Source organism: Carboxylicivirga linearis (assembly GCF_018271995.1).
Classification (GTDB): Bacteria; Bacteroidota; Bacteroidia; order Bacteroidales; family Marinilabiliaceae; genus Carboxylicivirga; species Carboxylicivirga linearis.
Genome location: NZ_JAGUCO010000001.1, coordinates 250,328 through 272,695, shown reverse-complemented (window position 1 = coordinate 272,695; position 22,368 = coordinate 250,328). Strand labels below are relative to the sequence as shown.

General features: G+C 36.3%; 23 protein-coding genes. 8 read left to right on the top strand and 15 right to left on the bottom strand.

Features of this window, described 5'->3' with window-relative positions; all coding sequences use genetic code 11:
- Positions 1-85 precede the first annotated feature (85 nt).
- The 3 genes from KEM10_RS01150 (at position 86) to arsC (ending at position 3,127) form a co-directional block, all read left to right on the top strand.
- Positions 86-1,561 (top strand): S1 family peptidase, encoded by a 1,476-nt coding sequence (locus tag KEM10_RS01150; protein ID WP_212212394.1) that lies wholly within the window; start codon positions 86-88, stop codon positions 1,559-1,561.
- Positions 1,562-1,665: 104 nt separating this feature from the next.
- A protein-coding gene (gene prfB, locus KEM10_RS01145; protein ID WP_212212391.1) for a peptide chain release factor 2 occupies positions 1,666-2,770 on the top strand; the annotation gives its coding sequence in 2 pieces (ribosomal slippage) (positions 1,666-1,728 and positions 1,730-2,770; 1,104 coding nt in all).
- A 15-nt stretch (positions 2,771-2,785) separates the two neighbouring features.
- The gene (arsC, locus tag KEM10_RS01140) at positions 2,786-3,127 is read left to right on the top strand and encodes an arsenate reductase (glutaredoxin) (RefSeq protein ID WP_212212388.1); all 342 of its coding nucleotides are present in this window, start codon (positions 2,786-2,788) and stop codon (positions 3,125-3,127) included.
- Positions 3,128-3,359: 232 nt separating this feature from the next.
- Here the strand turns inward: arsC and KEM10_RS01135 are convergent, their stop codons facing one another.
- Complete coding sequence (locus tag KEM10_RS01135; RefSeq protein WP_212212385.1) at positions 3,360-4,907, bottom strand: T9SS type A sorting domain-containing protein; 1,548 nt, start codon at positions 4,905-4,907, stop codon at positions 3,360-3,362.
- Between the two features lie 242 nt (positions 4,908-5,149).
- Here KEM10_RS01135 and KEM10_RS01130 point away from each other — a divergent pair, with 242 nt between their 5' ends.
- Together KEM10_RS01130 and KEM10_RS01125 are read left to right on the top strand one after the other, a co-directional pair.
- Complete coding sequence (locus KEM10_RS01130) at positions 5,150-5,881, top strand: hypothetical protein (protein ID WP_212212382.1); 732 nt, start codon at positions 5,150-5,152, stop codon at positions 5,879-5,881.
- Between the two features lie 9 nt (positions 5,882-5,890).
- Positions 5,891-6,331, top strand: coding sequence for a hypothetical protein (locus tag KEM10_RS01125; protein ID WP_212212379.1), 441 nt, complete (start codon positions 5,891-5,893; stop codon positions 6,329-6,331).
- Positions 6,332-6,440: 109 nt separating this feature from the next.
- Here the strand turns inward: KEM10_RS01125 and KEM10_RS01120 are convergent, their stop codons facing one another.
- Together KEM10_RS01120 and KEM10_RS01115 are read right to left on the bottom strand one after the other, a co-directional pair.
- Complete coding sequence (locus KEM10_RS01120) at positions 6,441-7,472, bottom strand: DUF4097 family beta strand repeat-containing protein (protein ID WP_212212376.1); 1,032 nt, start codon at positions 7,470-7,472, stop codon at positions 6,441-6,443.
- A 170-nt stretch (positions 7,473-7,642) separates the two neighbouring features.
- A complete protein-coding gene (locus KEM10_RS01115; protein ID WP_212212373.1) occupies positions 7,643-8,998 on the bottom strand; it encodes a UDP-N-acetylmuramate--L-alanine ligase in 1,356 nt (451 codons plus the stop codon).
- Between the two features lie 282 nt (positions 8,999-9,280).
- Here KEM10_RS01115 and rimM point away from each other — a divergent pair, with 282 nt between their 5' ends.
- Positions 9,281-9,808, top strand: a complete 528-nt coding sequence (gene rimM / locus KEM10_RS01110) for a ribosome maturation factor RimM (RefSeq protein WP_212212370.1) — start codon at positions 9,281-9,283, stop codon at positions 9,806-9,808.
- Positions 9,809-9,876: 68 nt separating this feature from the next.
- On the opposite strand, the gene KEM10_RS01105 is transcribed toward rimM, so the two are convergent.
- The 12 genes from KEM10_RS01105 to KEM10_RS01050 all read right to left on the bottom strand — a co-directional run bounded on the left by KEM10_RS01105 (position 9,877) and on the right by KEM10_RS01050 (position 20,220).
- A complete protein-coding gene (locus KEM10_RS01105) occupies positions 9,877-10,299 on the bottom strand; it encodes an acyl-CoA thioesterase (protein WP_212212368.1) in 423 nt (140 codons plus the stop codon).
- A gap of 39 nt (positions 10,300-10,338) precedes the next feature.
- Entirely contained in the window at positions 10,339-10,902 is a 564-nt protein-coding gene (locus KEM10_RS01100; protein ID WP_212212366.1) for an L-threonylcarbamoyladenylate synthase, read from the bottom strand.
- 143 nt (positions 10,903-11,045) lie between these two features.
- Positions 11,046-12,023, bottom strand: coding sequence for a hypothetical protein (locus tag KEM10_RS01095; RefSeq protein WP_212212364.1), 978 nt, complete (start codon positions 12,021-12,023; stop codon positions 11,046-11,048).
- 29 nt (positions 12,024-12,052) lie between these two features.
- On the bottom strand, positions 12,053-12,247 hold the full coding sequence (locus KEM10_RS01090; RefSeq protein ID WP_212212363.1) for a CPBP family intramembrane glutamic endopeptidase: 195 nt from the start codon (positions 12,245-12,247) through the stop codon (positions 12,053-12,055).
- Between the two features lie 514 nt (positions 12,248-12,761).
- Entirely contained in the window at positions 12,762-13,349 is a 588-nt protein-coding gene (locus KEM10_RS01085) for a DUF5683 domain-containing protein (protein ID WP_212212362.1), read from the bottom strand.
- A gap of 581 nt (positions 13,350-13,930) precedes the next feature.
- Entirely contained in the window at positions 13,931-15,334 is a 1,404-nt protein-coding gene (locus KEM10_RS01080) for a sodium:solute symporter family protein (RefSeq protein ID WP_212212361.1), read from the bottom strand.
- Entirely contained in the window at positions 15,335-15,949 is a 615-nt protein-coding gene (locus tag KEM10_RS01075; protein WP_212212359.1) for a MarC family protein, read from the bottom strand.
- Between the two features lie 19 nt (positions 15,950-15,968).
- Positions 15,969-16,196 carry a hypothetical protein gene (locus KEM10_RS01070; RefSeq protein ID WP_212212357.1) on the bottom strand — a complete coding sequence of 76 codons (228 nt, stop codon included), beginning with the start codon at positions 16,194-16,196 and terminating at the stop codon, positions 15,969-15,971.
- Positions 16,197-16,368: 172 nt separating this feature from the next.
- A complete protein-coding gene (ablB, locus tag KEM10_RS01065) occupies positions 16,369-17,208 on the bottom strand; it encodes a putative beta-lysine N-acetyltransferase (RefSeq protein ID WP_212212355.1) in 840 nt (279 codons plus the stop codon).
- Positions 17,201-18,517, bottom strand: a complete 1,317-nt coding sequence (gene kamA / locus KEM10_RS01060) for a lysine 2,3-aminomutase (RefSeq protein WP_212212353.1) — start codon at positions 18,515-18,517, stop codon at positions 17,201-17,203. Before kamA ends, ablB begins: the two co-directional genes overlap by 8 nt.
- 253 nt (positions 18,518-18,770) lie before the next feature.
- On the bottom strand, positions 18,771-19,268 hold the full coding sequence (locus KEM10_RS01055) for a MarR family winged helix-turn-helix transcriptional regulator (protein WP_212212351.1): 498 nt from the start codon (positions 19,266-19,268) through the stop codon (positions 18,771-18,773).
- A 136-nt stretch (positions 19,269-19,404) separates the two neighbouring features.
- Complete coding sequence (locus tag KEM10_RS01050) at positions 19,405-20,220, bottom strand: 2,3,4,5-tetrahydropyridine-2,6-dicarboxylate N-succinyltransferase (protein ID WP_212212349.1); 816 nt, start codon at positions 20,218-20,220, stop codon at positions 19,405-19,407.
- Positions 20,221-20,431: 211 nt separating this feature from the next.
- Here KEM10_RS01050 and KEM10_RS01045 point away from each other — a divergent pair, with 211 nt between their 5' ends.
- Positions 20,432-21,208 carry a peptidase associated/transthyretin-like domain-containing protein gene (locus tag KEM10_RS01045; RefSeq protein ID WP_212212347.1) on the top strand — a complete coding sequence of 259 codons (777 nt, stop codon included), beginning with the start codon at positions 20,432-20,434 and terminating at the stop codon, positions 21,206-21,208.
- Complete coding sequence (locus KEM10_RS01040; RefSeq protein WP_212212345.1) at positions 21,208-21,993, top strand: carboxypeptidase-like regulatory domain-containing protein; 786 nt, start codon at positions 21,208-21,210, stop codon at positions 21,991-21,993. The genes KEM10_RS01045 and KEM10_RS01040 overlap by 1 nt, the downstream gene beginning before the upstream one ends.
- Positions 21,994-22,368: the final 375 nt, after the last annotated feature.

Sequence of the window (22,368 nt, the reverse complement as noted above, 5' to 3'; positions counted from 1 at the left end):
TTAATTTGATTTATTGTACATATGACAAAACTTAAAGAACTTACATCTTTGAATTATTATTTTTGAGATAATTTAAATGAAATTAATGAGGCAAACTCTACCCATACTATTCATATTAGCTCTTTTAACTTTCAGTTTTAATGCTAAAACACAAAGCCTGGTACAGATAATTGAAAAAAGTGAAAAGACAGTATTTGAAGCAATAAGTTTCGACAAACAAGGCAGGCAAATTGGTTCTTCGGCCGGATTCTTTATTTCACCCAATGGTTTAGCTATTACAACGAGTTCAATTTTTGAGAAAGCAGACTCTGCCATTGTAGAGCTGCGAAGTGGCCGTGACTACAATATTGAACGAGTAATATCTGTACATCCTTATACCAACCTGGCATTAATTAAGGTTGAGTCCTCCAACAGAACCAGGCTTTTTAATTATTTATTGCCATCGAAAGTATCCTTTAAAGAAAATGAAGAAGTACTTACAATGATATTGCCTCAAAACGACGAGGACGAAGAAGAGGATGGCACCTATCTGGCTCCGGTATCACAAATTGCTTATTTCCCATTTGTGAGTCGATCTGGTGTTATCAGCGAATCTATATCATCTTCTACCAATGGGGCACCGGCAATTAACTACAAAGGCGAATTGGTGGGCATAATCAAAAGCCTACCACAAAAACAAAAAAAGATAGTATATAATTCTTACCTGCTTAATGATTCAAACTGGGTAGATATCAACCTGCAAATTGAGAATATTAAGATGAATCCAGAACTGAGCATGCTATTTAGTCCTGAGATAAGCTTAGGAATATTCAATATTCTGATTGAAGATTATATTAATGCAGCCCGCCAACTGAGTAAACACATTAATCAAACCATTGATGATGTGGAGGCACGAAGCCTAAGAGCCTATGCCCGATACAAATACAACAACAAAGTAGGAAGTCGTGAAGATTTTAAGGATTGTAACCGGATAAATCCCAATTTCTATCTTCAGTATTACCTACAAGGATTGATTGATTTGGAAGAGAAAAAGAAAAATGAAGCTCAGATTAACTTTACCTTATGCCTAGATCATCAACCAAACTTTGCGGCAGCCATCGTTCAGCAAGCAATGATAGATCTCGAACGAAGAGAAAATATTCAGGAAGCGTATAACCGATGCACGGAAGCTATTTTACACGATTCATTAGAAGCTACAGCCTATTACGAACGTAGTCGTTTACGTTTTAAATATTCCGACAACAAAGAAGGCACCCTTGAAGATATAAGTAAAACTATCTATCTCAATCCTAACTTATCAGGCATTTACACCCTGAGAGGAATAATGCGTGCTGATAACAAAGATTTATTAGGTGCCATTGAAGACTATGACAAGGCTATTGAAAAAAATGCCGAAGACGTACATGCGTTTATTAACAGGGGAATTGCTAAATATAATATTGGCTTAAAAGAAGAAGCTTGTGGTGATTGGAATAAAGCCGGAAACCTGGGAAACTACGAGGCTTATAAATACCTTTCGAGATATTGCAAAGAAGTTGATAAAAGCATTTATCCAGATTAACTAAATACATCAACAAAAAGTCCTACCTCAAATATCCTTTCAAAACATCTTTTGAACCAAAATATCCTGTTGGTTTGTTACCTTTGTATCAAATAAAAAAATCAATGATTACACAAGAAACACTAAAAGACTTAAGTGGACGCGAATTGGCGTTAAGGAGGTATCTTTGACATCGATCGCAAGGTTATTGAAATAGATGAAGAAGAGATGCGATCGCAGGCTCCTGACTTCTGGGACGATGCCAAGAAGGCAGAAGTACAGATGAAGAAACTTCGCGAATTGAAAAGTTGGGTTAATGAATATAACGAAGTAAAAGCATCCATTGAAGATTTGCAGGTATTATTTGATTTTCATAAAGCAGGTGAAGCTGAAGCTGCGGATGTTGATGAACAATACCAGGCCACACTTGAATTGATTGAAAAGCTGGAGCTGAAAAATATGCTTCGCCGCGATGAAGACAAAATGGGTGCGGTTCTTAAAATTAATGCCGGCGCCGGTGGTACAGAAAGTCAGGACTGGGCACAAATGTTGATGCGCATGTACATACGCTGGGGCGAGGCTCATAACTACAAAGTAAAAGAAGTAAACTATCAAGAAGGCGACGAAGCAGGTATTAAAACTGTTACTTTGCAGTTTGAAGGTGATTTTGCTTATGGCTATTTAAAAAGCGAAAATGGTGTACATCGCTTGGTACGCCTTTCACCATTTAACTCAGCCAATAAACGAATGACCTCATTTACTTCGGTTTTTGTAATTCCACTAATTGATGATAGCATTGAGATTGATGTTAATCCAAGTGATATTGAGTGGGACACCTTCCGATCAGGAGGTGCCGGCGGGCAAAATGTGAATAAGGTAGAAACCGGTGTTAGATTGCGACATATACCATCGGGTATCATCATTGAAAATACCGAATCACGATCGCAGCTTGCCAACAAAGAAAACGCCATGCGCTTGTTAAAGTCGCAGCTTTATGAGATTGAATTACGCAAACAATTAGAAGAGCAAAATAAGATTGAATCGCAGAAAAAGAAGATTGAATGGGGTTCACAAATTCGCTCATACGTGCTTCAACCTTATAAAATGGTTAAAGATGTCAGAACCAATCACGAAACATCCAATGTGCAAGGTGTTTTAGATGGAGAAATTGATGACTTTATAAAAGCCTATTTAATGGAATACGGTGCACAGGAAGTTTATGACAACTAATTAAAATCCAATAGCATGATACAAATATTTCATAATCCCCGATGTGGCAAAAGTCGGGCCGGAGTTAAATATCTAGAAGACAAAGGCGTTGAATTTGAAATATTCAAATACCTTGATGAACCCATAACACCAGATGAGCTGCAAGAAGTATTGCGAAAATTAGGAAAACGTCCTTTAGAGATCATTCGCACTAAAGAAGATATCTTTAAAGAAGAGTTTGAAGATAAGGAGTTATCTGATGAAGAATGGATACTGGCCATGGTAGAATATCCAAAATTAATTGAAAGACCAATCATTATTAATGGCGACAAGGCCGTTTTAGGACGACCCGCAGAAAACATTGATTCTATCTTATAATACGAAAGATAAAGAGGGTGTCCAAAAAGTAATTCCGCAAATACGCAATCTTTCAATTTGTAACTCTACTTTCATTTTACCCCACCAAACCCTGCCTGCAGCAGGCAGGCTCCCCTAAAAGGGAGGCTTAAGTCCCCTTCAGGGGATTTAGGTGTAACATAAAGTGATATTTATTACAAATTGAAACTAACGTTGTTACGATGTTTAGTTTTTGGACACCCTCTTTCTTAATTTACAGTTTAATAAATTTAAGGTATACATCTCCCACATTCAAAACATACATACCAACAGGCAAGTCTCCTATATTAATTTCCTCTGTTTCATAAACCATTGACTTGACCAATTCTCCATTAATATTATAAACATTAATAAGACTTCCTTTGTCAACATTACTTATACGAATCGATTCACTTGCTGGATTAGGATAAACAATAATCTTTTCAACTTTAACATTATTTGTTGATGAAGGCACACCTTGCCAATCAACCTCAACAAAAAGCCTATCGTACTGGTAATATGTAGTTACATCTCCGGAAGATGAAGTACTTACATTATCTGATGAAAAGCCCATAGCATTCACACCATCATTTAGCATGGCATAATTAGGTATGGGAACAAATGATTTTCCAATAAACAGATCGGATGCCTGAGTATTATCAAAAGTTAACGGATCTAATTCTGTCAATGTCAAACCATCATATTCAAATATCTTTGGAAGTTTATCCTTAAGAAAAACAAGCACACGTGCCGATCCATCATCTAATGGAAATAGATTTGCTTTTATTGTAACATCACCCGTTTCAAATGGCACGAAAGAAGTATTCAGGTTTATTCCATTTTTACTTAGCCAAATGGTTGGCCCTTCAGGTTCATTGTTTTCTATATACATAAAGTAATAGTTACCATCATTAGCCATATCTAAATCATAATAATGATAATTCCCTTTGGTAGTAGTTCTTAATCTTGTAGGTTGCTGCCAAACCCCGCCGGATTTTAATGCATAATCGATATAATAAGTGCCTGATGCTGGTGCCTGCTTATAATAAACCAAATGTTGCTCATCATTCTTAATTACCTGCCGACCTACCCAGGATGTACCTCTGTCAATTGTCCCTTCAGAGTACACATGAATCTGCGTCATTTCACCCCAATTTGCCTGATTGTTACTATAATCCACAATAACCTCATACAACGCGCCTCCATAATTATACCATCCTCTTCTGTGCAAAATTAAATGTACTGTCCCATCAACATCTGAATTAATGGCAAAGGGTATCAATCCATAATTATATGACCACGAGTCTTGAGGTTGAGTAAAGTATACTTTTTCCACCCAACCCTCACTTGTTTCTATTAAAATAACGGTTGTGCACCAAAACTCATATCCATAAGGAGTAGCCGCCCCATAATTAAAGTACGGATTATAACTATAAGCTATTACCCTTTGGTTATTTCCCGTTAAGCCTATAAATGCGATATAAATATCTCCATCATGACCAGTTGGGATTAATTCTTTCTGCCATTCCTCAGAGTCGTTTTGCTTTGTAAAGCAATGTAATTCATAGTTATCCACAACTAGGGAATACAAGGTTCCATTAGCATCAATAATAGTGGAATACTGAAAATAATTGGCTGGAGAGGTATAGTACTGCCTCTGAAATTGAAGCGATTGAGCATAGGTGTAATACGAGAGATGACCAGACTCGTTTTGAGCCAAAGAGGATATAGATACTGTTATTGAAATAACAAAAAACGCAAGGAGTAAACTTTTTGCTTTCATGATTCTTAATTTTAGATGAGTAATAAAGAACACAATAAAAGTTACTCAAATTCACATTAATAATCAAGCGACAAAACCACCATATACACTTATTATCAATATATTAATACTTCCCAAAGAATTCATTAGCAAAAAAATTCTTTAATTGTAAAACAACTTTTTTAATGAATGTAAATAATTTGATACGCAACCCTTTTCACATATCTTCATCATAAGGGTAAATGAATCTAAACCCTTTACCGATGAAAAAGAACCTACTTCTAATAGTTCTTCTTTGCAGTACATTAAGTGTATTTGCTCAAAAGCACAAAAGCACCGTTTACCTTAAGAATGGCACTGTTATTAAGTGCGAAATACTGGAAATTATACCTGATGAGGGTTTAAAAATACAAACAGGCTCACATGAACTTATGCTGAGCAACCAAGAAATTGAAAAGATTGAAGTAAATGGGAAGGCAGAAAGAATAAACAACAGCCAACCTATTACTAACAAAGGATTCTTTAACAAAACAACCGTTGGAATACTGGCCGGTAGTTCTTCAAACAACGAGCAAGCACCTTTTGTGCTCACCTCATCTATGGGATACTACATTCTTCCCAAAATATCTGCTGGCCTTGGTACCGGAATAGAACTATACCAGGAAGCCATTTTACCGGTTTATGCAGAACTCCAATATTTCTTCAATAATAATCCGAAAGCTCCATACCTTTTCACTCATGGCGGATGGGCTTTCTCTATTGATGACAGAAAAAACACTTCATCTTACGAATACAATTCAATGGGAGGCATAAGGTACGGCGGTGGCGCAGGACTACGAATATGGACCCATTCAGGCTTTGGATTGGTAGCTGAAGTTGGTTATCAATATCAGGAAATAAAAACTGAGAAAACTGAGGTTTATATGAATTATAAATCAACTTTGTATGATCAATACAACCGACTGGCAATCAAACTTGGCTTTTACTTTAACTAATAAAAACAGATGAAAATCAAACTAATTCTATTTGTAACTACTCTATTCATTTTGAGTTCCTGCAAAGAGGAATGCGATCCATGCATGACACCTCCTTCGCCTTTTTATTTTGAAATCAGAGATGCCGAAACTGATGTAAATATTTTCACATCCGGTCTGGCCAATCCTGATAACCTTCGACTGATCAATGAATCTACCAACGAGGATGTTGAGTTTGACTTTCTTGATGAAAACGATTACAATGTTATAATGATTGGTAGTATTGGATGGCAAACAGAAATTATTGCAGCCAAATTGTTTCTTGCGGATGAAGAAGTGTTTACCCTAACTGTTGACGCAAGCCGTAAATCAGATGATTGCTGCAGCTGGACGGAATACAACGACATTGAAATTGAAGGTGCTGATTTTACGCAGGACAATAATTCCAATTCATATGTCGTTTATTATTAATAGTTAACCGTCTACTTTATTTAGAACCTCATTTTACCCCTATAAAAATGAAGTCCCTGCTGGAAGCAATTCCAACAGGGACTTTCTATTTATCACTTATCACCAAAACTTACCTGTAATTCTGACTTCCAGAACTTGTATTACCCACAACCTTAATAGGACCGCGATCAATAACCAATTTCTTTCTGCCAGTGTTACCTTTTGCGTTTAAGCCACCTGATGAAGCAGACAAGGCAAAACTCAATTCTTCCATATCATTCAATAAATCCATACTTACACTACCCGACGACGCTTTAAAATAAGATGCACCGGTTAATTTAATATTAGTACCACGCTGGCTGCCACTTGAACTTGAAAGATTAACAGCTCCTGTGACTCTATCTAACTTTATACTTCCGGATGAAGTGCTGGCTTTTACATCACCTGTTACATCATCAATATTTAAGCTTCCTGATGTAGCCGAAGTCCAAAGATTACCATCAACCATGCGAATAGACTGACCTCCGGATGAAGTATTCAAATCAACATCACCGCCCACATTCTCAACTTTTAAGCTACCTGAAGATGCTTTTGTTTTCAGATTTCCTTTAACGCCATTAATACGTTGTGAACCAGATGATGTTCCTGCTCGCACATCACCACCTATTCCTTCAATAGATAAGCTTCCGGATGATGCTGTTGCACTTAAATCGGAATTGATATCTCGTGCTCGAATGCTTCCACTAGAGGCTTTTAGTCTTACATTGCTCTGACCAATACCTTCAACGCTTACGCTTCCACTTGAATTATCCACCATAATATTGGTGTTCTCAGGAACCCTAAACTCCAGTTTACCTTTAATATTTCCACTGATTGACCTTGGACGATCTATCCAAACACGCAAAGTTCCTCCACTCATATTATGGCGAATCTTCATTTCATAATCGCGCGATGACAGAATCTCTCCGGAAAAGTCTACATCATTAGAAGATCCTCCAACGATTTTAACAGAACAAAAAGAACCTTCAACTTCCACCGAAGTGACATTACTATAAGTTTCATCAACTTTGTCGATTAAATTTTGTGCCTCTACGCACGAAACAGAAAGGACTAAAACGATTGTTGATAACAAAAACAAACCGCTTCTGAATACATTTCTCATATCAAGGGGTATTTTAATTAATATTCAATTTTACAGCAACTTAATGCTACGATAAATAGGACGCCTTGATATTACAATAAGTTACAAGCTTTTTTTATTTTTTTATTGAATTCCAGATTCGTTTCACAACCATATAGGTATCAAGCGAACCATCAAACACCTCAACAGTCTTAGATCAGTTCAGCAGCCAGCTTTTTCAAATCAACACCCGAGAAGTTACCTGATGTCATAATTAGTAAATTTGAATTCGTTAAATCTTGCTCTTTTAACCAACTTACTAACTCATCTGATTGCGTCATCACCAACAAGCCATCCTGATCGAAGGCTTCACTAACTTCCTGTTTCGAAAGATCGGGCAATTGCTTATGTTTTAACACTTCCGGATTATAAAAAACAACAGCTTGATCAGCCATTTCCATTGTATGTTTATACTGAGGTAAGAATTTTTTGTTCAAACTACTAAATGTATGCAACTCCATCACAGCAATTAATTTGCGATCAGAAAATTGTTGCTTCATAGCGTTGGTAGTTGCTTTTAATTTAGATGGTGAATGAGCAAAATCAAGATAAATATGAGTTGTTTCATTCTTCTCTAGCAACTGAAGACGCTTAGCTGCTCCTTCAAAATTACTTATGGCTGATAGGAATTCTTCATCCGAAATGCCAATTTGATTACAAACCAACCGTGCACCATTCATATTTTGCAGATTATGATCGCCAAAGATTGCCATAGGGTATTCGTTACCTTCCCATAAAACTACTACTTTTCCGTTTTTCTTTTTGTAAGGCAAGGTCGAGTATTCCTGAACATTCAACCTACTTTTTTGATGCTCTCCCAACTTAACCAACTCTTCATCCTCGTTAAAAAAAACCAAAGTGGCATCATCAGGCATGCTGTCGGCAAAAATGGTAAACTGACTGATATAATTCTCCCAGGTTGGAAATACGTTCATATGGTCCCAGGCAATACCTGTTAACATAGCTACCTGAGGCTTGTACCAATGGAATTTTGGGGTTAAATCAATGGGCGATGATAAATATTCGTCTCCTTCAAAAACAGCTATCGGTGCATCTTTGGTTAAGCGAACCATGGTATCAAAACCTTCGAGTTGAGCTCCAACCATATAATCGAAGTCCTTACCCAAAGCTTTTAACACATGCATAACCATTGCGGTTGTGGTTGTTTTACCATGACTTCCGCCAATAACCACACGCGTTTTATCTTTGGTTTGTTCGTATAAATATTCGGGATACGAATAGATTTTCAATCCCAATTGTTGCGCTTTTACCAACTCAGGATTGTCTTTTCGGGCATGCATACCCAAAATAATTGCATCCAGTTCATCGCTGATATTCATCTCATCCCAGCCTTCTTTTTTGGGCAATAAACCATGAGCTGCCAAACGGGACTTTGAAGGTTCAAACACCTCATCGTCGGAACCGGTTACGGTAAATCCTTTCAGATGTAAGGCAATAGCCAGATTATGCATAGCACTTCCCCCGATTGCAATAAAATGAACCCTCATAGTTGAATTGTATTTTAGTTTTTGAAGACTTAAAAGTAGTAATAGTTGGTTAGTAATTAGTCTGTGGTCAGTAGTATTTTGAAGTATTAAGACCTTTTTTAATGAAGACAGAAGACCGGAGATAGAAGACATAGGAGGCTAATTGTACTTATTGGAATAAAGGCTAAGCTGTCACACCCAGTGGCGGACTTCGGACTGACGGCTTCGGTTAATCACAAAAAATAAGAATAACACCTATTGATCTATTATAGAATCCTTACTTTTGCAAAAAACTCAATAACGATGATTGACAAGCACGAGTGTAAACAAGTTGGATTAATTGTGAAAACACATGGTATTAAAGGTGAATTAGTGGTTCGTTTGTTTGACGAATTTACGATTGACCACATAGATACCGAGTTCTTGTTTATTGAGTTAGACGGCGGATTAGTTCCTTTTTTCATGGAAGAAGCGCGCGAAAAAAATAAAACTGACGTGCTGGTTAAACTGGAACTGGCCAAAGAAGAAACAGAAATGGAGCGACTGATGGATGCCCGCGTTTTTGTTAAAAAAGAAAATATTGATGAGGACTCAGAAGGCGATGCTTTTTCGGCCTATCAGTTGGTTGGGTATTCAGTTCAAGTAGTAGGATTTGGCCCCTTAGGTAAAATTGTTGCCATTAAAGACATCTCGAATAATCCGCTTTTTGAAATCGAATTTGAAGGCCGTGAAATATTAATCCCCATCGTTGAAGATTTTATTGTGAATATCGACGACGAAAACGAAGTTATAATTTTTGAATTACCAGAAGGATTGATTGACCTTGAATAGTTTAGTTGTTGAACTGTTTATTTGTTTAATTGCCAGTTCAACAAATTCACAAATCAACAATTAAACATCTAAAACCATTTCTCCATCTCAGCAATCTTCTCGCGCCATTCTTGCAACATCTCAATGGACTGATGCATTTTAGTGTCGAAAGCCACCATTACCGATTTACATATCACCTTTGTACTGTTATCTTTCGTATCAATAATATGCTGTTCCATTTCAAGGCTTTTGTTACCCAACTTTACAATGGCTGTTTTTACCTCAATCCGATCCTTTAGGAACACGGGTAAAACAAAATCGGTATGAATAGAAGCTATGATTAAGGCCTGAGTTCTTTTAAAAAAGTTATCACCAAACACATCATGAATATAATGCATGCGCCCCAGGTCGAAATACTCCTGAAGGGTTGCATTATTCACATGTCCGAATGAATCAATATCGTTAAAACGTATCTGCACCGAAGTGCTGTGGTGGAATATAATTTCTTGCATAATTTTTAAGCTAATAGCTAGTAGCTGATGGCTAACGGCTTATTCCCGTATAATCTTTATCTCTCCTCCCTTACCAATTTTAATAATACTTGATGGAGCAGGGTTTTTTGTTTCTTCCTGACGAAATTCAACAATATAATCAACACCCTCTTTAATAACCTCACTAATCTGATCAAATTGCTGTGGAGAATCTTCACCGCTTACATTAGCTGAAGTACTTACTAAAGGCTTTTTAAAACGGGCACATAATTGATTTGAAAACTCCTCTTCAGTAATCCTAATACCAATACTACCATCCTGGGCAATCAGATTTTTAGCCAGATTTTTAGCATCATCATAAATAATAGTCAGCGGTTTATTGGTTAGCTCAGCCATATCATAAGCCACCTCCGGAATATCATTTACATACGAAGCCAGCTTAGCCGTATTATCGAGCAATACCAACATACTTTTTGAATCGGTACGTTGTTTAAGTTCATATATTCGCTTTACGGCCTCTTCGTTGGTGGCATCACAGCCAATTCCCCAAATAGTATCCGTTGGATATAAAATAATGCCCCCGTTACGTAATACCTCCAGGGCTTTCTTCAAATCGTCGTGCATAATGGATGACTTACAATTGAGCCTGCAAGATATGATTAGTTAGTTAGATTTTCAGGCAATAGGCAGCTGTTTATTTACAATTAACTAAATCATACAATAAGCCAACAGCTATTATCTAACAGCCATTGGCTTTATTTTTTCAACTATAGATGCACTTCGGTTTCACTTTCTGTTTTTACAATTTGTACATAGTCGGGAGTAAGTTCATCCGATAAAGTACCATCGGAATAAACTAATGTTTGATTGTAATACACCTCATGGATAGTAACACAATATTGGGCACCTATACACTCGGCAGAATAGCTGGTAACGGTTGTAATGCTATCAGTATCAAAATTATTAAACCCTATAAATGATTTTGCTTCAGTTTTAGGAACCATTCCATAAATAACAGTGCTCCACATGTTTTTATCCAGGTCTGCATTATACCAAACCTCATTGGCATTTCCGTTATAATAAAACTTGTTTTGATACTCTAAAACCTCTTGCCTGTCAATTTCTGATGGATCAATCGAAAAGATAGCAGGAAAAGTTTCGGATTGATCCAAATCAATCAGACTATTACCGTTCTCCGTAATAAATACATAATCAACAGGACACGCGGTAGCAAACGGAGTTTCTTCAATAACGGGTTTTTCGTTTTCTTTACTGCAAGCCATCAGGCTTAATAAGGCAAATAACGTAATGGTTAGATTTTTCATCATGTGCAATTTGTGGTTTGTTTTGATGAAAGATGCATTTATAAACAATGGGTTGCGTTGACTTAGTAAAAAAGCCTGCACTTTTTTATTCATCACCAGCCAATAACAGAGAGCTGAGCCAATACTTAGGGCTATTAAATCGGGGATATCTATGTTATGAGGGGGTACTAACACATCAGCTAATTCAAAAATGTAACCAGCCCAAATGGTGGCCCACAAAAGTTTTTTTACCGTAATCTTTTTATACCAAATTTGATATCCGAAAAAAAAGACCCCTGTCGGATATAAAACACTGGGAAATGAACCTGCCATATAATAATCGTTGATGCCATTTGAAAAAATATAGGGTCGGTAGACTTTAATCATCAAAAATACTACCAACCATATGCATGCACTTATTGTTAATGCTCTGTACTTCATTTATAATCTATTTATTTAACAATCTAAAGCTAACTTAGCAACCAGTACTTAATAAGTAACGATGACGTGTTTGCCACAAAATGCAAAACAATTGTCAATCCTATACTTTTGGTTTTATAAAAAGCAAAGCCAAACAATGCACTAAATATAATAGCCGATGGCAACTGAGCCAATGTAGGATGCATCAATGCAAAAAGTAAGGTAGAAAGGGCAATGGCCCACATAGGACTATACTTTCACAAAACCCTTTATTTTACTATCCCCCGGAAGTTTTTACCAGCTCACGGGGACTTTTTATAGTTCTCGTTTAATATTTTCATTCTCTCTGATAATTTTGACCACTTCTCGTTTAATGGTAAGGTATTCTCGCAATCTTTTTCTGATCTCTCGTAAGAATTAAACCACTTCTCTTGTAATTTCTCAATCTCAATCGGTAAAATATTAATCTCCACAAGTAGAAATCACCAATCAATTACCTGTTAGCACCACCTTTTTGGTCGTTTTTTTTGAAATAATGAGCGATTTTATGCGTCCCATTAGTAATTTCTCAATCTCCCTGAGTAAAATATTAAATTTACCGAGCAATATCTCACGCTCAACAAGCAATATGGCCACTCCCCTGAGCAATATTATTTGAAATAATGAGCATGGTTCACTCTCCCTTTAGTAATTTTTTGCATATCCTGAGCAGAATGAGGGTGTATTCAATAATCTGTGTCATTCGTTATTTTTCTTTTTTTAAAAAGTAAGCAATACCTGTAAACCTAAATTAGATGTATTATTTACAGGTTTTGAATAGGGACTTAAATGAATAGTTAGTTCGTCACTCACCGAGAATTGTGAAAAATGGGCATCAACACTTGCCTCTACAATCTGTAGAACGTACCAGGTCGCCATTCCTATATAACTAAAATCGCGATAGCGTTTATAATGATCAACCTTATTTTTTAAAGCACTCTCGAACTCTTTTTCGTGGCTGCCATAAATATCAACATTCTGCCAACCATTCTTTACGTATTTTAGGTAGGATGTATTATTAGGATCACGTATTTCAAAGTCGCGATACGCATTGCGGTATTCGTGATAAAACTTGTTATTAAACCAAATAAAATATCCAAACATACCGATACCGGCATACACAACAGGCACTTTCCAATAGGCTTTGTTGTAAACCTGACCGGCACCGGGAATGATAGCTGAATAAAGAGCAGCTTTGGAAGGAGATTGATAGGATTCTTCTTTTACATTCTTTTTTTCTTGAGAATAAGACGTTAAACATGACAAGACAAAAGCACAAAGCACTAAAAATGCCTTTTTTAGTTTCATAGTAGTTAGGTTTAATGCGTGTTAGGTACTATTCTATTTAAAACAGTATACCTATGACATCTCAGGCTAGGGCCTGCACGTACTGCCTGCTGAAAAGAAACGAAAGACTGAAGTAGTAATAAAGTACACCGCTTTTAAATTTAAACAGTCCGAAGGTCAGAGTCCGAAGTCCGAAACAAGTGCATAGTGATTAAAAACCATTAGCGATTTACAAATACATAATCATTTTAATATTTATGTCTTGATACTCTTTACTGACTACTGACCATATAATTTCAAGAAATAAAAAGTGCAATGCTTTTGAAATTTGACTTTTAACTTTTGAAATAAAAAAAGTGCGAAGAGCAAAGTCCACAGTCCGATACAATATGTTACAGTGCATAGTAAGAAGTGCATAGTGCCTTTATCATTCACTTAAATATTCTTCTGCCTATATAATATGTAAGAAGACCGGAGACGGAAGACCGAAGCAATTAGAAAGTGCGTAGCGATAAGTGTTTAACTTTTACTTTTGACTTGATACACCCCATAGTGTTCTATTTTGTTTCTAGTCCAAAAGAGTTTTCCCGGCAGAACAAATCTTATTTTCCATCAATTTTACTGGCTGCTACATATACCAGTAAAGCACCCGCTATACCATATATATTAGCATCTAACCCTAATGGCAATGTAACTCCGGAAAGTATTAAAGTTAAAGTTGTAAAACCACCGGTTACCATAGAAGCAAGAGCTGCAACCGAGCTGGTTTGTTTGGTAAACAAGGCTGCCAACACAGGTACAATCATTCCTGAAACCATAAACGAATAGGAATGTAGCATCATATCGAGTACACTAGTCTTTATTAAAGCCAGCGAAAGAGCGACCACTCCTATTAATAAGGTAAGTAATTGCGAATATCGCAGACTTTTCTTTGCCTTATGTTTCTTCAACACATCGGTTAAGATATTACCAGAAGCTGCCATCAAACAGCTATCTGCTGTTGACATAATTGCCGAGAAATAGGCTGATAAAACAATCCCCAAAAAACCCACTGGTAAGATGGTTTTTAGCAATACTGGTAATCCCATCTCCGCATCGAGATTGGTAAAAGTATATCCGGGTAATTGATTATTTTCAAGAGCTACACGAGCAAACATACCCAGTAGTACACCAATAAAAGCCATAATTGGATATTCGAACAAACCGGCAATAAACCAGCCTCGTTGAGCTGTTTTGGTATCTTTGGCAGCATAAATGCGCTGATATAATGTCATTCCGATAAACCAAATAGGAATAATAGTAAACATCCAGTTTACTATCTTTTGCCAGCTAACGGCTTTCAGACTTAAAAAAGAAGGGGCTAAAGTATTTTGTATGGCTTCCATCCCTCCTATTTCAGTATAAGCAAAAGGAAGTCCAACCAATATCAAACCACCCATTAGTACAATCCACTGAATAGTATCGGTATAGATAACAGCTTTTAGTCCACCCAAAACGGTATAAACTACCGCTACGGTACCCATCACTAATAATGCCTGATCGATGCTGAGAGCTGGAAAAGTAGACGATGCCAGTTTAGCTCCAGCCAATATCTGAGAACTGGTAAAACCAATATATCCAATAGCTGAAATTAATCCTGCCAGCAAAGCCACCCGCTTATCAAATACGTGCTCAAGATATTGAGGAAAGGAAAGAAATCCTTTCTCACGTGCCAGGTCCGATACTTTTGGAATAAGCAGAACTCCACTTAACCAAGCACCTAACAAGCCCGTAAAAAGCAACCAGCTTCCGGATAATCCCATAGTAAAACCAAGGCCACCCAAACCAATGGAAAAGCCACCTCCAACATCAGTTGCCACCACCGACAAGCCAATATGAAGACTACTTAGTTTTCTTCCTCCAACATAATAGTCATCGGTAGAATTATTCTTCTTCATGAAATAAAAACCTACCCCAAGCATAGCAATGAGGTAGGTACAAAAAATCAGTATATCTACAATATGCATTTATCCAATAATTTTAAGCCAATGATCGAGTCCATCCATAATCAATTCAATGGATACAGTACCGATCAAAAGAGCAATAACACGTCCGGCAATATCGATGTATTGCTCTATCAGCTCTTCTTTTTGTTGATGTATTTTATCGTGCAGGTATTTAAGAAAAAGGATGATGGTGCTACACAAAGCCACTGCCAACACAATAGCAATAACTGCGTGTAATTTATTTAATCGTTCTCCTATAAAAACGCTATAACTAATAGTTCCGGGACCAATAAATATGGGCATTGCAATGGCACCGGCCACATATTTCGATTCTCCTCGTAATGATTCGATGGAAGCACTTCCTTTAAATACAAATTGTATACCTGTAAGCAGAAAAATAACGCCACCAAAAATCTGAAACGAAGCAAAGCTGGCATTAAATACCGACTTAAAAATGGTATCGCCCAATAAGGCGAATAAACAAAATACCACAGAGCTAATTAAAGAAGCTCTGAACATGATTTGTCGAAAAATATCCTTTGGCTTTTTCTTTACAATATCAATAAGATAAACAATGATCAGAAAAGGATTGAGTAACACCAAAAGCATGGTTACAGATCTAAGTATTTGTTCCATCCCTTAAATTTTTATTTTCTCAATTCTGCAACTCTACATCCAATTGATAATGTGAAGTTTTACCCACATTTTTAATATACCCTTTGTAAGTCAATGACAAAATGATTTCGGAACCTTTAGTTGGAGGGATCTTTAATTCCTTAAAAATATTTCCATACATACAGCTTCCGTTTTCATGTAAAAACTTTAAAACTCTTTTCTCTCTCTCTGGAATCGTCGATAATTTTAGAAGTTTTTTTTCTGCCATTAATTAATCTGTTTTTGAGTTATTATTATAAGTACTACAGTTAGTCCATCCACCCATGCCTCTGTAACAAAACACATTTCGATAAATGTTTAACGGTACTTTTCCCGTATCCTCTTTTCCCTTGAATACAGGACAATCTTTTGCGTAAGGGCATAGTGTTTTAGACATGATTTTATATGTGTTTAAAATATACGTTCATACTTTCAATAGTACCTGCAATATTGGTATTCTTCACCAGCGTACCAGAATAGGTATAACCGGCTCTGATAAAGGTTTTGTTCATCGGAACTGAGTTAAGTCTGGCGATGGTATACAAGGTGAATATTCCCTGCTTCTTCATTTCCTTTTCCATTGCCGATAACAGCATTGTTGATAAACCATTACCTCTATGAATACCTCCTGTGGCAAAGTCTGTCATTTCAGCATTCTTACCTTTAAAATCAATTTCTGATGACGCCAAGGCCCCTATTACCCCATCTTTAACAGCTCCATAATACTGTACATTCTCTGTCATGGTTTGACGAATGTATTCCGGATCATGAATAGGAAAAGGATAAGTCTTAAATACCTCCTTGTAAATACCTACAATCTCATCAACATCATCTTCGGTCAGTCTTCTAACTTCATATTCCGAAGCTCTGGAATCGAAGTTTAGTTTCGAACCCGGATTTTCCTGAAGCAAAGAACTTAATTCACTCAATTGATCTTTTTCGATATGAAGGATACGATCTGAACTAAGAAACTTAGCCATAAAGCAAACATCGTTTTCACCTTCATAAAAATGTGGTATTTGTCCCTCCATCAGGTAACCATCTGCTATAAACAAAGGAGCAACCTGCTTAGGTACTTTGCAAAATATTTTGGTATATCCATATTGACGAGCAAGATCGGAGAGCTGATCAATTACCTGCTCTGCCTCCTGCAAGTCTAATTTCATTAAATATATTCTATTATTGTGTTTTCCATGTTGAATTAAGGACTTTTGTCCCATTACTTCAATGGTATCACTCATTATCATCCCTCCTTTGAAAACGTTCATTATTCTCCGGAACTAACGAAATTGTATCATCGTTATCAGCCAGTAGCTTTTCAATACCAACAGCTTCCAATTCTTCATCCTTCTCAGATATTTTTAGTTCCAAATCGCATTCCTCGCAATTTCTATCACACATCTTTGGCTCGTAGCTATCCGGCTCTTTATAGGTTGTAATCACCCCTTCATAATTTCTAAGCACCACCTTATTAGTCGACCACGAAATAATATAATTAGGCATAACCGGAATTTTACCTCCTCCACCAGGAGCATCAATCACATAGGTTGGACGAGCAAATCCACTGGTATGCCCCACAAGACTTTCCATAATTTCAATTCCTTTTCCGATTGGAGTACGGAAATGAGATAGTCCTTCTGATAAATCACATTGGTATAGATAGTACGGACGTACACGGTTTTTAACCAACTTATGCAATAAGGTTTTCATAATACGCGGACAATCATTAACATCAGCCAACAATACCGACTGATTACCTAATGGGAAACCTCCGTCAGCTAATTTTCTTATAGCCTCTTTTGCAGAGGCAGTGATTTCATTTGGATGGTTAAAATGCGTGTTAATCCAAACAGGCTGGTATTTTTTCAATATCGAAATCAACTCATCCGTGATTCTATAAGGTAATACAACAGGCATTCTAGTTCCTATACGAACTAATTCTACATGTGGTATTTTTGTTATTTCAGATAGCAACCAATCAATCTTATCGTCGGGTAACATAAAAGGGTCGCCACCCGATAATAATACGTCGCGCACCTGAGGTGTTCTTTTAATGTACTCAATTCCCTCCTTCAATTCATCGTATGATGGAACAAAGTCCACATCACCCACTTTACGCTTACGAGTACAGTGACGGCAATACATTGAACAAACATTACTTACATGAAATAAAACACGATCGGGATAGCGATGAGTAATGCCTCTTACCGGACTGTCTTTATCTTCCGACAATGGATCTTCCAATTCTGATTGCAAAGTAGTTAGCTCATCAACACTCCCAAAAGACTGCTTAAAAACGGGGTCGTGTCGAAAGTTACTTTTATCAATTAACGACAAATAATAAGGAGTGATGGATAAGGGGAATTTCTCAAATGTTTTCTCTAACTCCTTTCTTTCAGTATCATCAAACTTAATTCCGGTTAAGAATTCAAATTTCTCCAGTGATCTTATTGAATGTTTCAATTGCCATCTCCAATCCTTCCAATTAGAAAGCTTTGATGATGTAGCAATCTTATTTGCAATCTCTTTTTGTGCGCTGTTGTAAATCATAGAATATTCTTCTTGTCTTTTTGTATACAACACTTTTCAGGCAAAAATATACAAAAGGTTAATAAAATGATTTTTTGAAAAGTCGGATTTTCTGGGTTTTACCGACTGTAATTATTAATGAATAATACTAAATTTGATAGCCTGAAGTGTATTTAGTTTCTATGCGAACAAAATTAGGAAAAGAAAATAACAATTCTAAAACAAAATGAAGATATTCAGATTATTTTAAAAGATTCTTAATTAAAATTTATGATTATTCAAGCACTTCATCCTCGTTATTCTCGAGGCTGATATCCATTGTGAATAAAGGAGATGCTTCAATTTTTTCAATATCAAGAAGTGTTACTAAGGTATCTAAACTATCCTCCACTTTTTTAAATTCGGATGGTTCCAAATTTTGAAGCTTTTCGGATAATTGCTCGTGCAGTAGTGCCGGAATCCTATCCAACAAAGTATCACCTGCCGAAGTTAAAGCAATATTTACAACCCTTTTATCACCAGTTTTGGGCAAACGAGCCAAATAGCCTTTCTTTTCCAGTCTGTTTATGATACCGCTAACTGTTGAGGAGTTTAAATTTAAGAACTTACGAATCTCACCTTGTGTAGCCTGGTAATTAGGAGAATCGTGCAGAAAGTTAAGACAAAGTACCTGTGGAATACTTACACCATATTCTTTTTGAATCTTTTTTGATTCAATGTCAACAGACCGAACGATCTTTCTAATCTTAATTAAAATATCATTAGTATCCATAATCAGGTATTTGATGCAAAAATAATGTTTTTCCTTTAAAAATATCACACAAAAAAACCGCCAAGCGTAAGCCCAACGGTTTTATATTTCTTGATTAAGCCAGTTATTGGCCCAATATAAATCTATTAATCGAAAATTAAACAGCTACATTATTTTCGCGTAATGCATCGTTTAACGAAGTTTTCTTATCCGTTGATTCTTTACGCTTACCAATAATTAAGGCAGCCGGAACCTGAAAATCTCCGGCAGGGAATTTCTTAGTATATGAACCTGGGATAACTACAGAACGAGGAGGAACATATCCTTTATATTCAATCGGCTCATCACCTGTAACATCAATTATCTTAGTTGATCCTGTCAATACAACATTGGCACCCAACACAGCTTCTTTACCCACACGACAACCTTCTACCACAATACAACGCGATCCGATAAAAGCATCATCTTCAATAATTACCGGTGCAGCCTGAACAGGCTCCAAAACACCTCCAATACCAACACCACCACTTAAGTGAACATTCTTACCAATCTGAGCACAACTACCAACCGTTGCCCAGGTATCCACCATTGTTCCAGTTTCTACATGCGCACCAATATTTACATATGAAGGCATCATAACAACTCCACTTTCAATAAATGCTCCATAACGTGCTACGGCATGAGGAACTACGCGTACACCTAATTTCTGATAATCCTTCTTCAAGGCAATTTTATCATGAAATTCAAAGGGTCCCACTTCAATAGTTTCCATTTTTTGAGTTGGGAAATATAAGATTACAGCTTTTTTCACCCACTCATTTACAATCCACTCGTCGCCATTTGGCTCAGCGGTGCGCAACTCACCTTTATCTAGTTTTTCAACTACTGTTTTAATTGCTTCAACAGTTTCAGCATTATTTAATAAGCTTCGGTCTTCCCAAGCTTGTTCAATCATATTTTTCAAATCGCTCATATTTGATGACTTTAAAATTTTGCTGCAAAAATAAAGCTTATAAATAAGTAATCAACCCTAAAAGGACTACTTCGTCTGATTTTAACCAATTCATCCATTGATGTTAATATTTTAAAACTTATTGCTTAGCGTTCAAAAACAATTAATTCAATTATCAGGCAACCCTACAAAAACAATTTGCATTATCTTGTATAGGTAATTACCCCAACCAATGAGAATAAATTTACTATTTACGCTTATCTATATTCTATTATTTTTAAGCATACAAATAAATGCTCAGCATAAATACGAGAATTGGATTCACGGGAGGGTAGTTGACGCCAAAAGCAACGAACCTATTCCCAATACACAAGTTGGAAGTTACAAACGCAGCTTAATGTTTGCGTGCGATTCACTGGGCACATTTAAAGTTAACTTTCCTGCCGGAGATAGCATTAAGGTATTAGCACTTGGTTATATCTCTAAAATAATTTATTTAGACTCATTGCTAAATCAGGATTCAGAAATTAAAATAATCAAACTTCAGCCTATTCACTATGAATTAGATGAAGTGAATGTCTCCGCATTTAAAGAATACCATCAATTTACAGATAAATTAGTTGAGATACGTGAAAAACAAAAGGAGTTGGATCCGTCATTTCGCAACACTAAGCCCTTCGACTCTTTAGCTCACGCCAGACCAATATATAATGAAAAGCCTCCCATTATTGCAGCCATATTTCAACCAGTCAACTTTATCTATTACTATGCGAGCCCAAAAGAACGACAAAGAGTAAAATCGCTAAAGCAAGTGCAGGAAGATAAGATAAGAAGTCGTCTAACCAGAGAACTGGTTCAGAAAATAACCTCTTTTGAAGGTCAGGAGCTGGACAATTTTTTAATATATTGCAACCTAAATATCTCTCTTAATGAAGGAGATAACGAAACATCCATTACCAATAAAGTAATGTATTTATATAAGCAATATCAGAACGAATCGAACCAATAATGAAGGGAAAAAGAATCTATATTATACTGGCGGTTTGCTTAGTAGTTATTAGCAATGGCATTGCTCAAACCCAAACCAACAAAAGCATATTGGCTAAAGTTCTGGAGGAAAACAGTAATACACCAGTTCCTTTTGCCTTTATTGCTAACAGTAAAACTGGCCTGGGTAAAGAAACCAATAATGATGGAGTTTTTAGAATGGATGTATCCACTACAGACACTCTTTTGTTTCGATGTATGGGGTACGATTTGAACAGTTGGTCATTAACTGATTACAATCTGAATACGGATACACTTATTCTGAGAGTAAGCCCAAGAACTTACGCACTGGATGAAGTAAATGTTGTGCACTTTAGATCATATGCTGCCTTTAGAAGTAGAGTTGCAAATATGCCTTTATTAGAAACAGGCGAATACAAACTTCCATTTACAATAGATGTTAGAGGAGCCCTTGCTGAGCAAAAAGCAGAAAGCGGAACTTTTGGCACTTCACTTGGTTCAATTGTGAGCCTGGTAAGTAAAATTAAAAACAATGATCAAAAGCAGTATGCCAATACTTTAGCCAAAGAAAAGCAATGCGCTCTTTACAATAAAATTACGTCAAGAGATAACTTACAGTACTTCACAAAACTTGAAGGACCAAAACTGGATTCATTCATTGTATTCTTAAGAACTAAGCATAAAATTGATCCCAAGCTATCGGAATATGATATGTTAGTTGAGGTTGGGGCAGCTTTTGATGATTTTTTAGCTTTGAGTACGGATACAATTTCGATCAAACATTAAAAAATATTGTTGAACATTCTGAACTTACAGTTTTTTACTAAAATCAACCACTATCAAAAAACCGACCAAGCATTCTAAATATCTGTCTGTCTGCTATTATAAATAACACCTCAAAGTCCTTTTATATACATAGCTTTTTCGAACCACACAATATCACAAATAAATACATAAAATTAATAAGCTAATATTACTCCTAGCTTTCAGATGGTAATTTTTTTTCTATTTTTTTTGATTATTTCTTTGGAGTTACCAAAATCAATTCTACATTTGCTAACGTAAAAAGCACAAGCAAAGATGAAATTCAACTTGACACTCGTTCTCGATATTATTATTATTCTCTTAGTCATTATTAGCTGAGGGTCGTGAGAATGGTGT

Excerpts from the sequence above, each read along its gene's own strand:
- KEM10_RS01085 (WP_212212362.1), bottom strand. The coding sequence starts at position 13,349 with ATGAAACTAAAAAAGGCATTTTTAGTGCTTTGTGCTTTTGTCTTGTCA.
- KEM10_RS01070 (WP_212212357.1), bottom strand. The coding sequence starts at position 16,196 with ATGGCAGAAAAAAAACTTCTAAAATTATCGACGATTCCAGAGAGAGAG.
- KEM10_RS01040 (WP_212212345.1), top strand. The coding sequence starts at position 21,208 with ATGAAGGGAAAAAGAATCTATATTATACTGGCGGTTTGCTTAGTAGTT.
- KEM10_RS01095 (WP_212212364.1), bottom strand. The coding sequence starts at position 12,023 with ATGAAGTACAGAGCATTAACAATAAGTGCATGCATATGGTTGGTAGTA.
- KEM10_RS01050 (WP_212212349.1), bottom strand. The coding sequence starts at position 20,220 with ATGAGCGATTTGAAAAATATGATTGAACAAGCTTGGGAAGACCGAAGC.
- KEM10_RS01080 (WP_212212361.1), bottom strand. The coding sequence starts at position 15,334 with ATGCATATTGTAGATATACTGATTTTTTGTACCTACCTCATTGCTATG.
- arsC (WP_212212388.1), top strand. The coding sequence starts at position 2,786 with ATGATACAAATATTTCATAATCCCCGATGTGGCAAAAGTCGGGCCGGA.
- KEM10_RS01100 (WP_212212366.1), bottom strand. The coding sequence starts at position 10,902 with ATGCACGACGATTTGAAGAAAGCCCTGGAGGTATTACGTAACGGGGGC.
- KEM10_RS01090 (WP_212212363.1), bottom strand. The coding sequence starts at position 12,247 with ATGTGGGCCATTGCCCTTTCTACCTTACTTTTTGCATTGATGCATCCT.
- KEM10_RS01130 (WP_212212382.1), top strand. The coding sequence starts at position 5,150 with ATGAAAAAGAACCTACTTCTAATAGTTCTTCTTTGCAGTACATTAAGT.
- KEM10_RS01115 (WP_212212373.1), bottom strand. The coding sequence starts at position 8,998 with ATGAGGGTTCATTTTATTGCAATCGGGGGAAGTGCTATGCATAATCTG.
- KEM10_RS01150 (WP_212212394.1), top strand. The coding sequence starts at position 86 with ATGAGGCAAACTCTACCCATACTATTCATATTAGCTCTTTTAACTTTC.
- KEM10_RS01120 (WP_212212376.1), bottom strand. The coding sequence starts at position 7,472 with ATGAGAAATGTATTCAGAAGCGGTTTGTTTTTGTTATCAACAATCGTT.
- KEM10_RS01055 (WP_212212351.1), bottom strand. The coding sequence starts at position 19,268 with ATGGATACTAATGATATTTTAATTAAGATTAGAAAGATCGTTCGGTCT.
- rimM (WP_212212370.1), top strand. The coding sequence starts at position 9,281 with ATGATTGACAAGCACGAGTGTAAACAAGTTGGATTAATTGTGAAAACA.
- KEM10_RS01105 (WP_212212368.1), bottom strand. The coding sequence starts at position 10,299 with ATGCAAGAAATTATATTCCACCACAGCACTTCGGTGCAGATACGTTTT.
- ablB (WP_212212355.1), bottom strand. The coding sequence starts at position 17,208 with ATGAGTGATACCATTGAAGTAATGGGACAAAAGTCCTTAATTCAACAT.
- KEM10_RS01045 (WP_212212347.1), top strand. The coding sequence starts at position 20,432 with ATGAGAATAAATTTACTATTTACGCTTATCTATATTCTATTATTTTTA.
- kamA (WP_212212353.1), bottom strand. The coding sequence starts at position 18,517 with ATGATTTACAACAGCGCACAAAAAGAGATTGCAAATAAGATTGCTACA.
- KEM10_RS01125 (WP_212212379.1), top strand. The coding sequence starts at position 5,891 with ATGAAAATCAAACTAATTCTATTTGTAACTACTCTATTCATTTTGAGT.
- KEM10_RS01135 (WP_212212385.1), bottom strand. The coding sequence starts at position 4,907 with ATGAAAGCAAAAAGTTTACTCCTTGCGTTTTTTGTTATTTCAATAACA.
- KEM10_RS01075 (WP_212212359.1), bottom strand. The coding sequence starts at position 15,949 with ATGGAACAAATACTTAGATCTGTAACCATGCTTTTGGTGTTACTCAAT.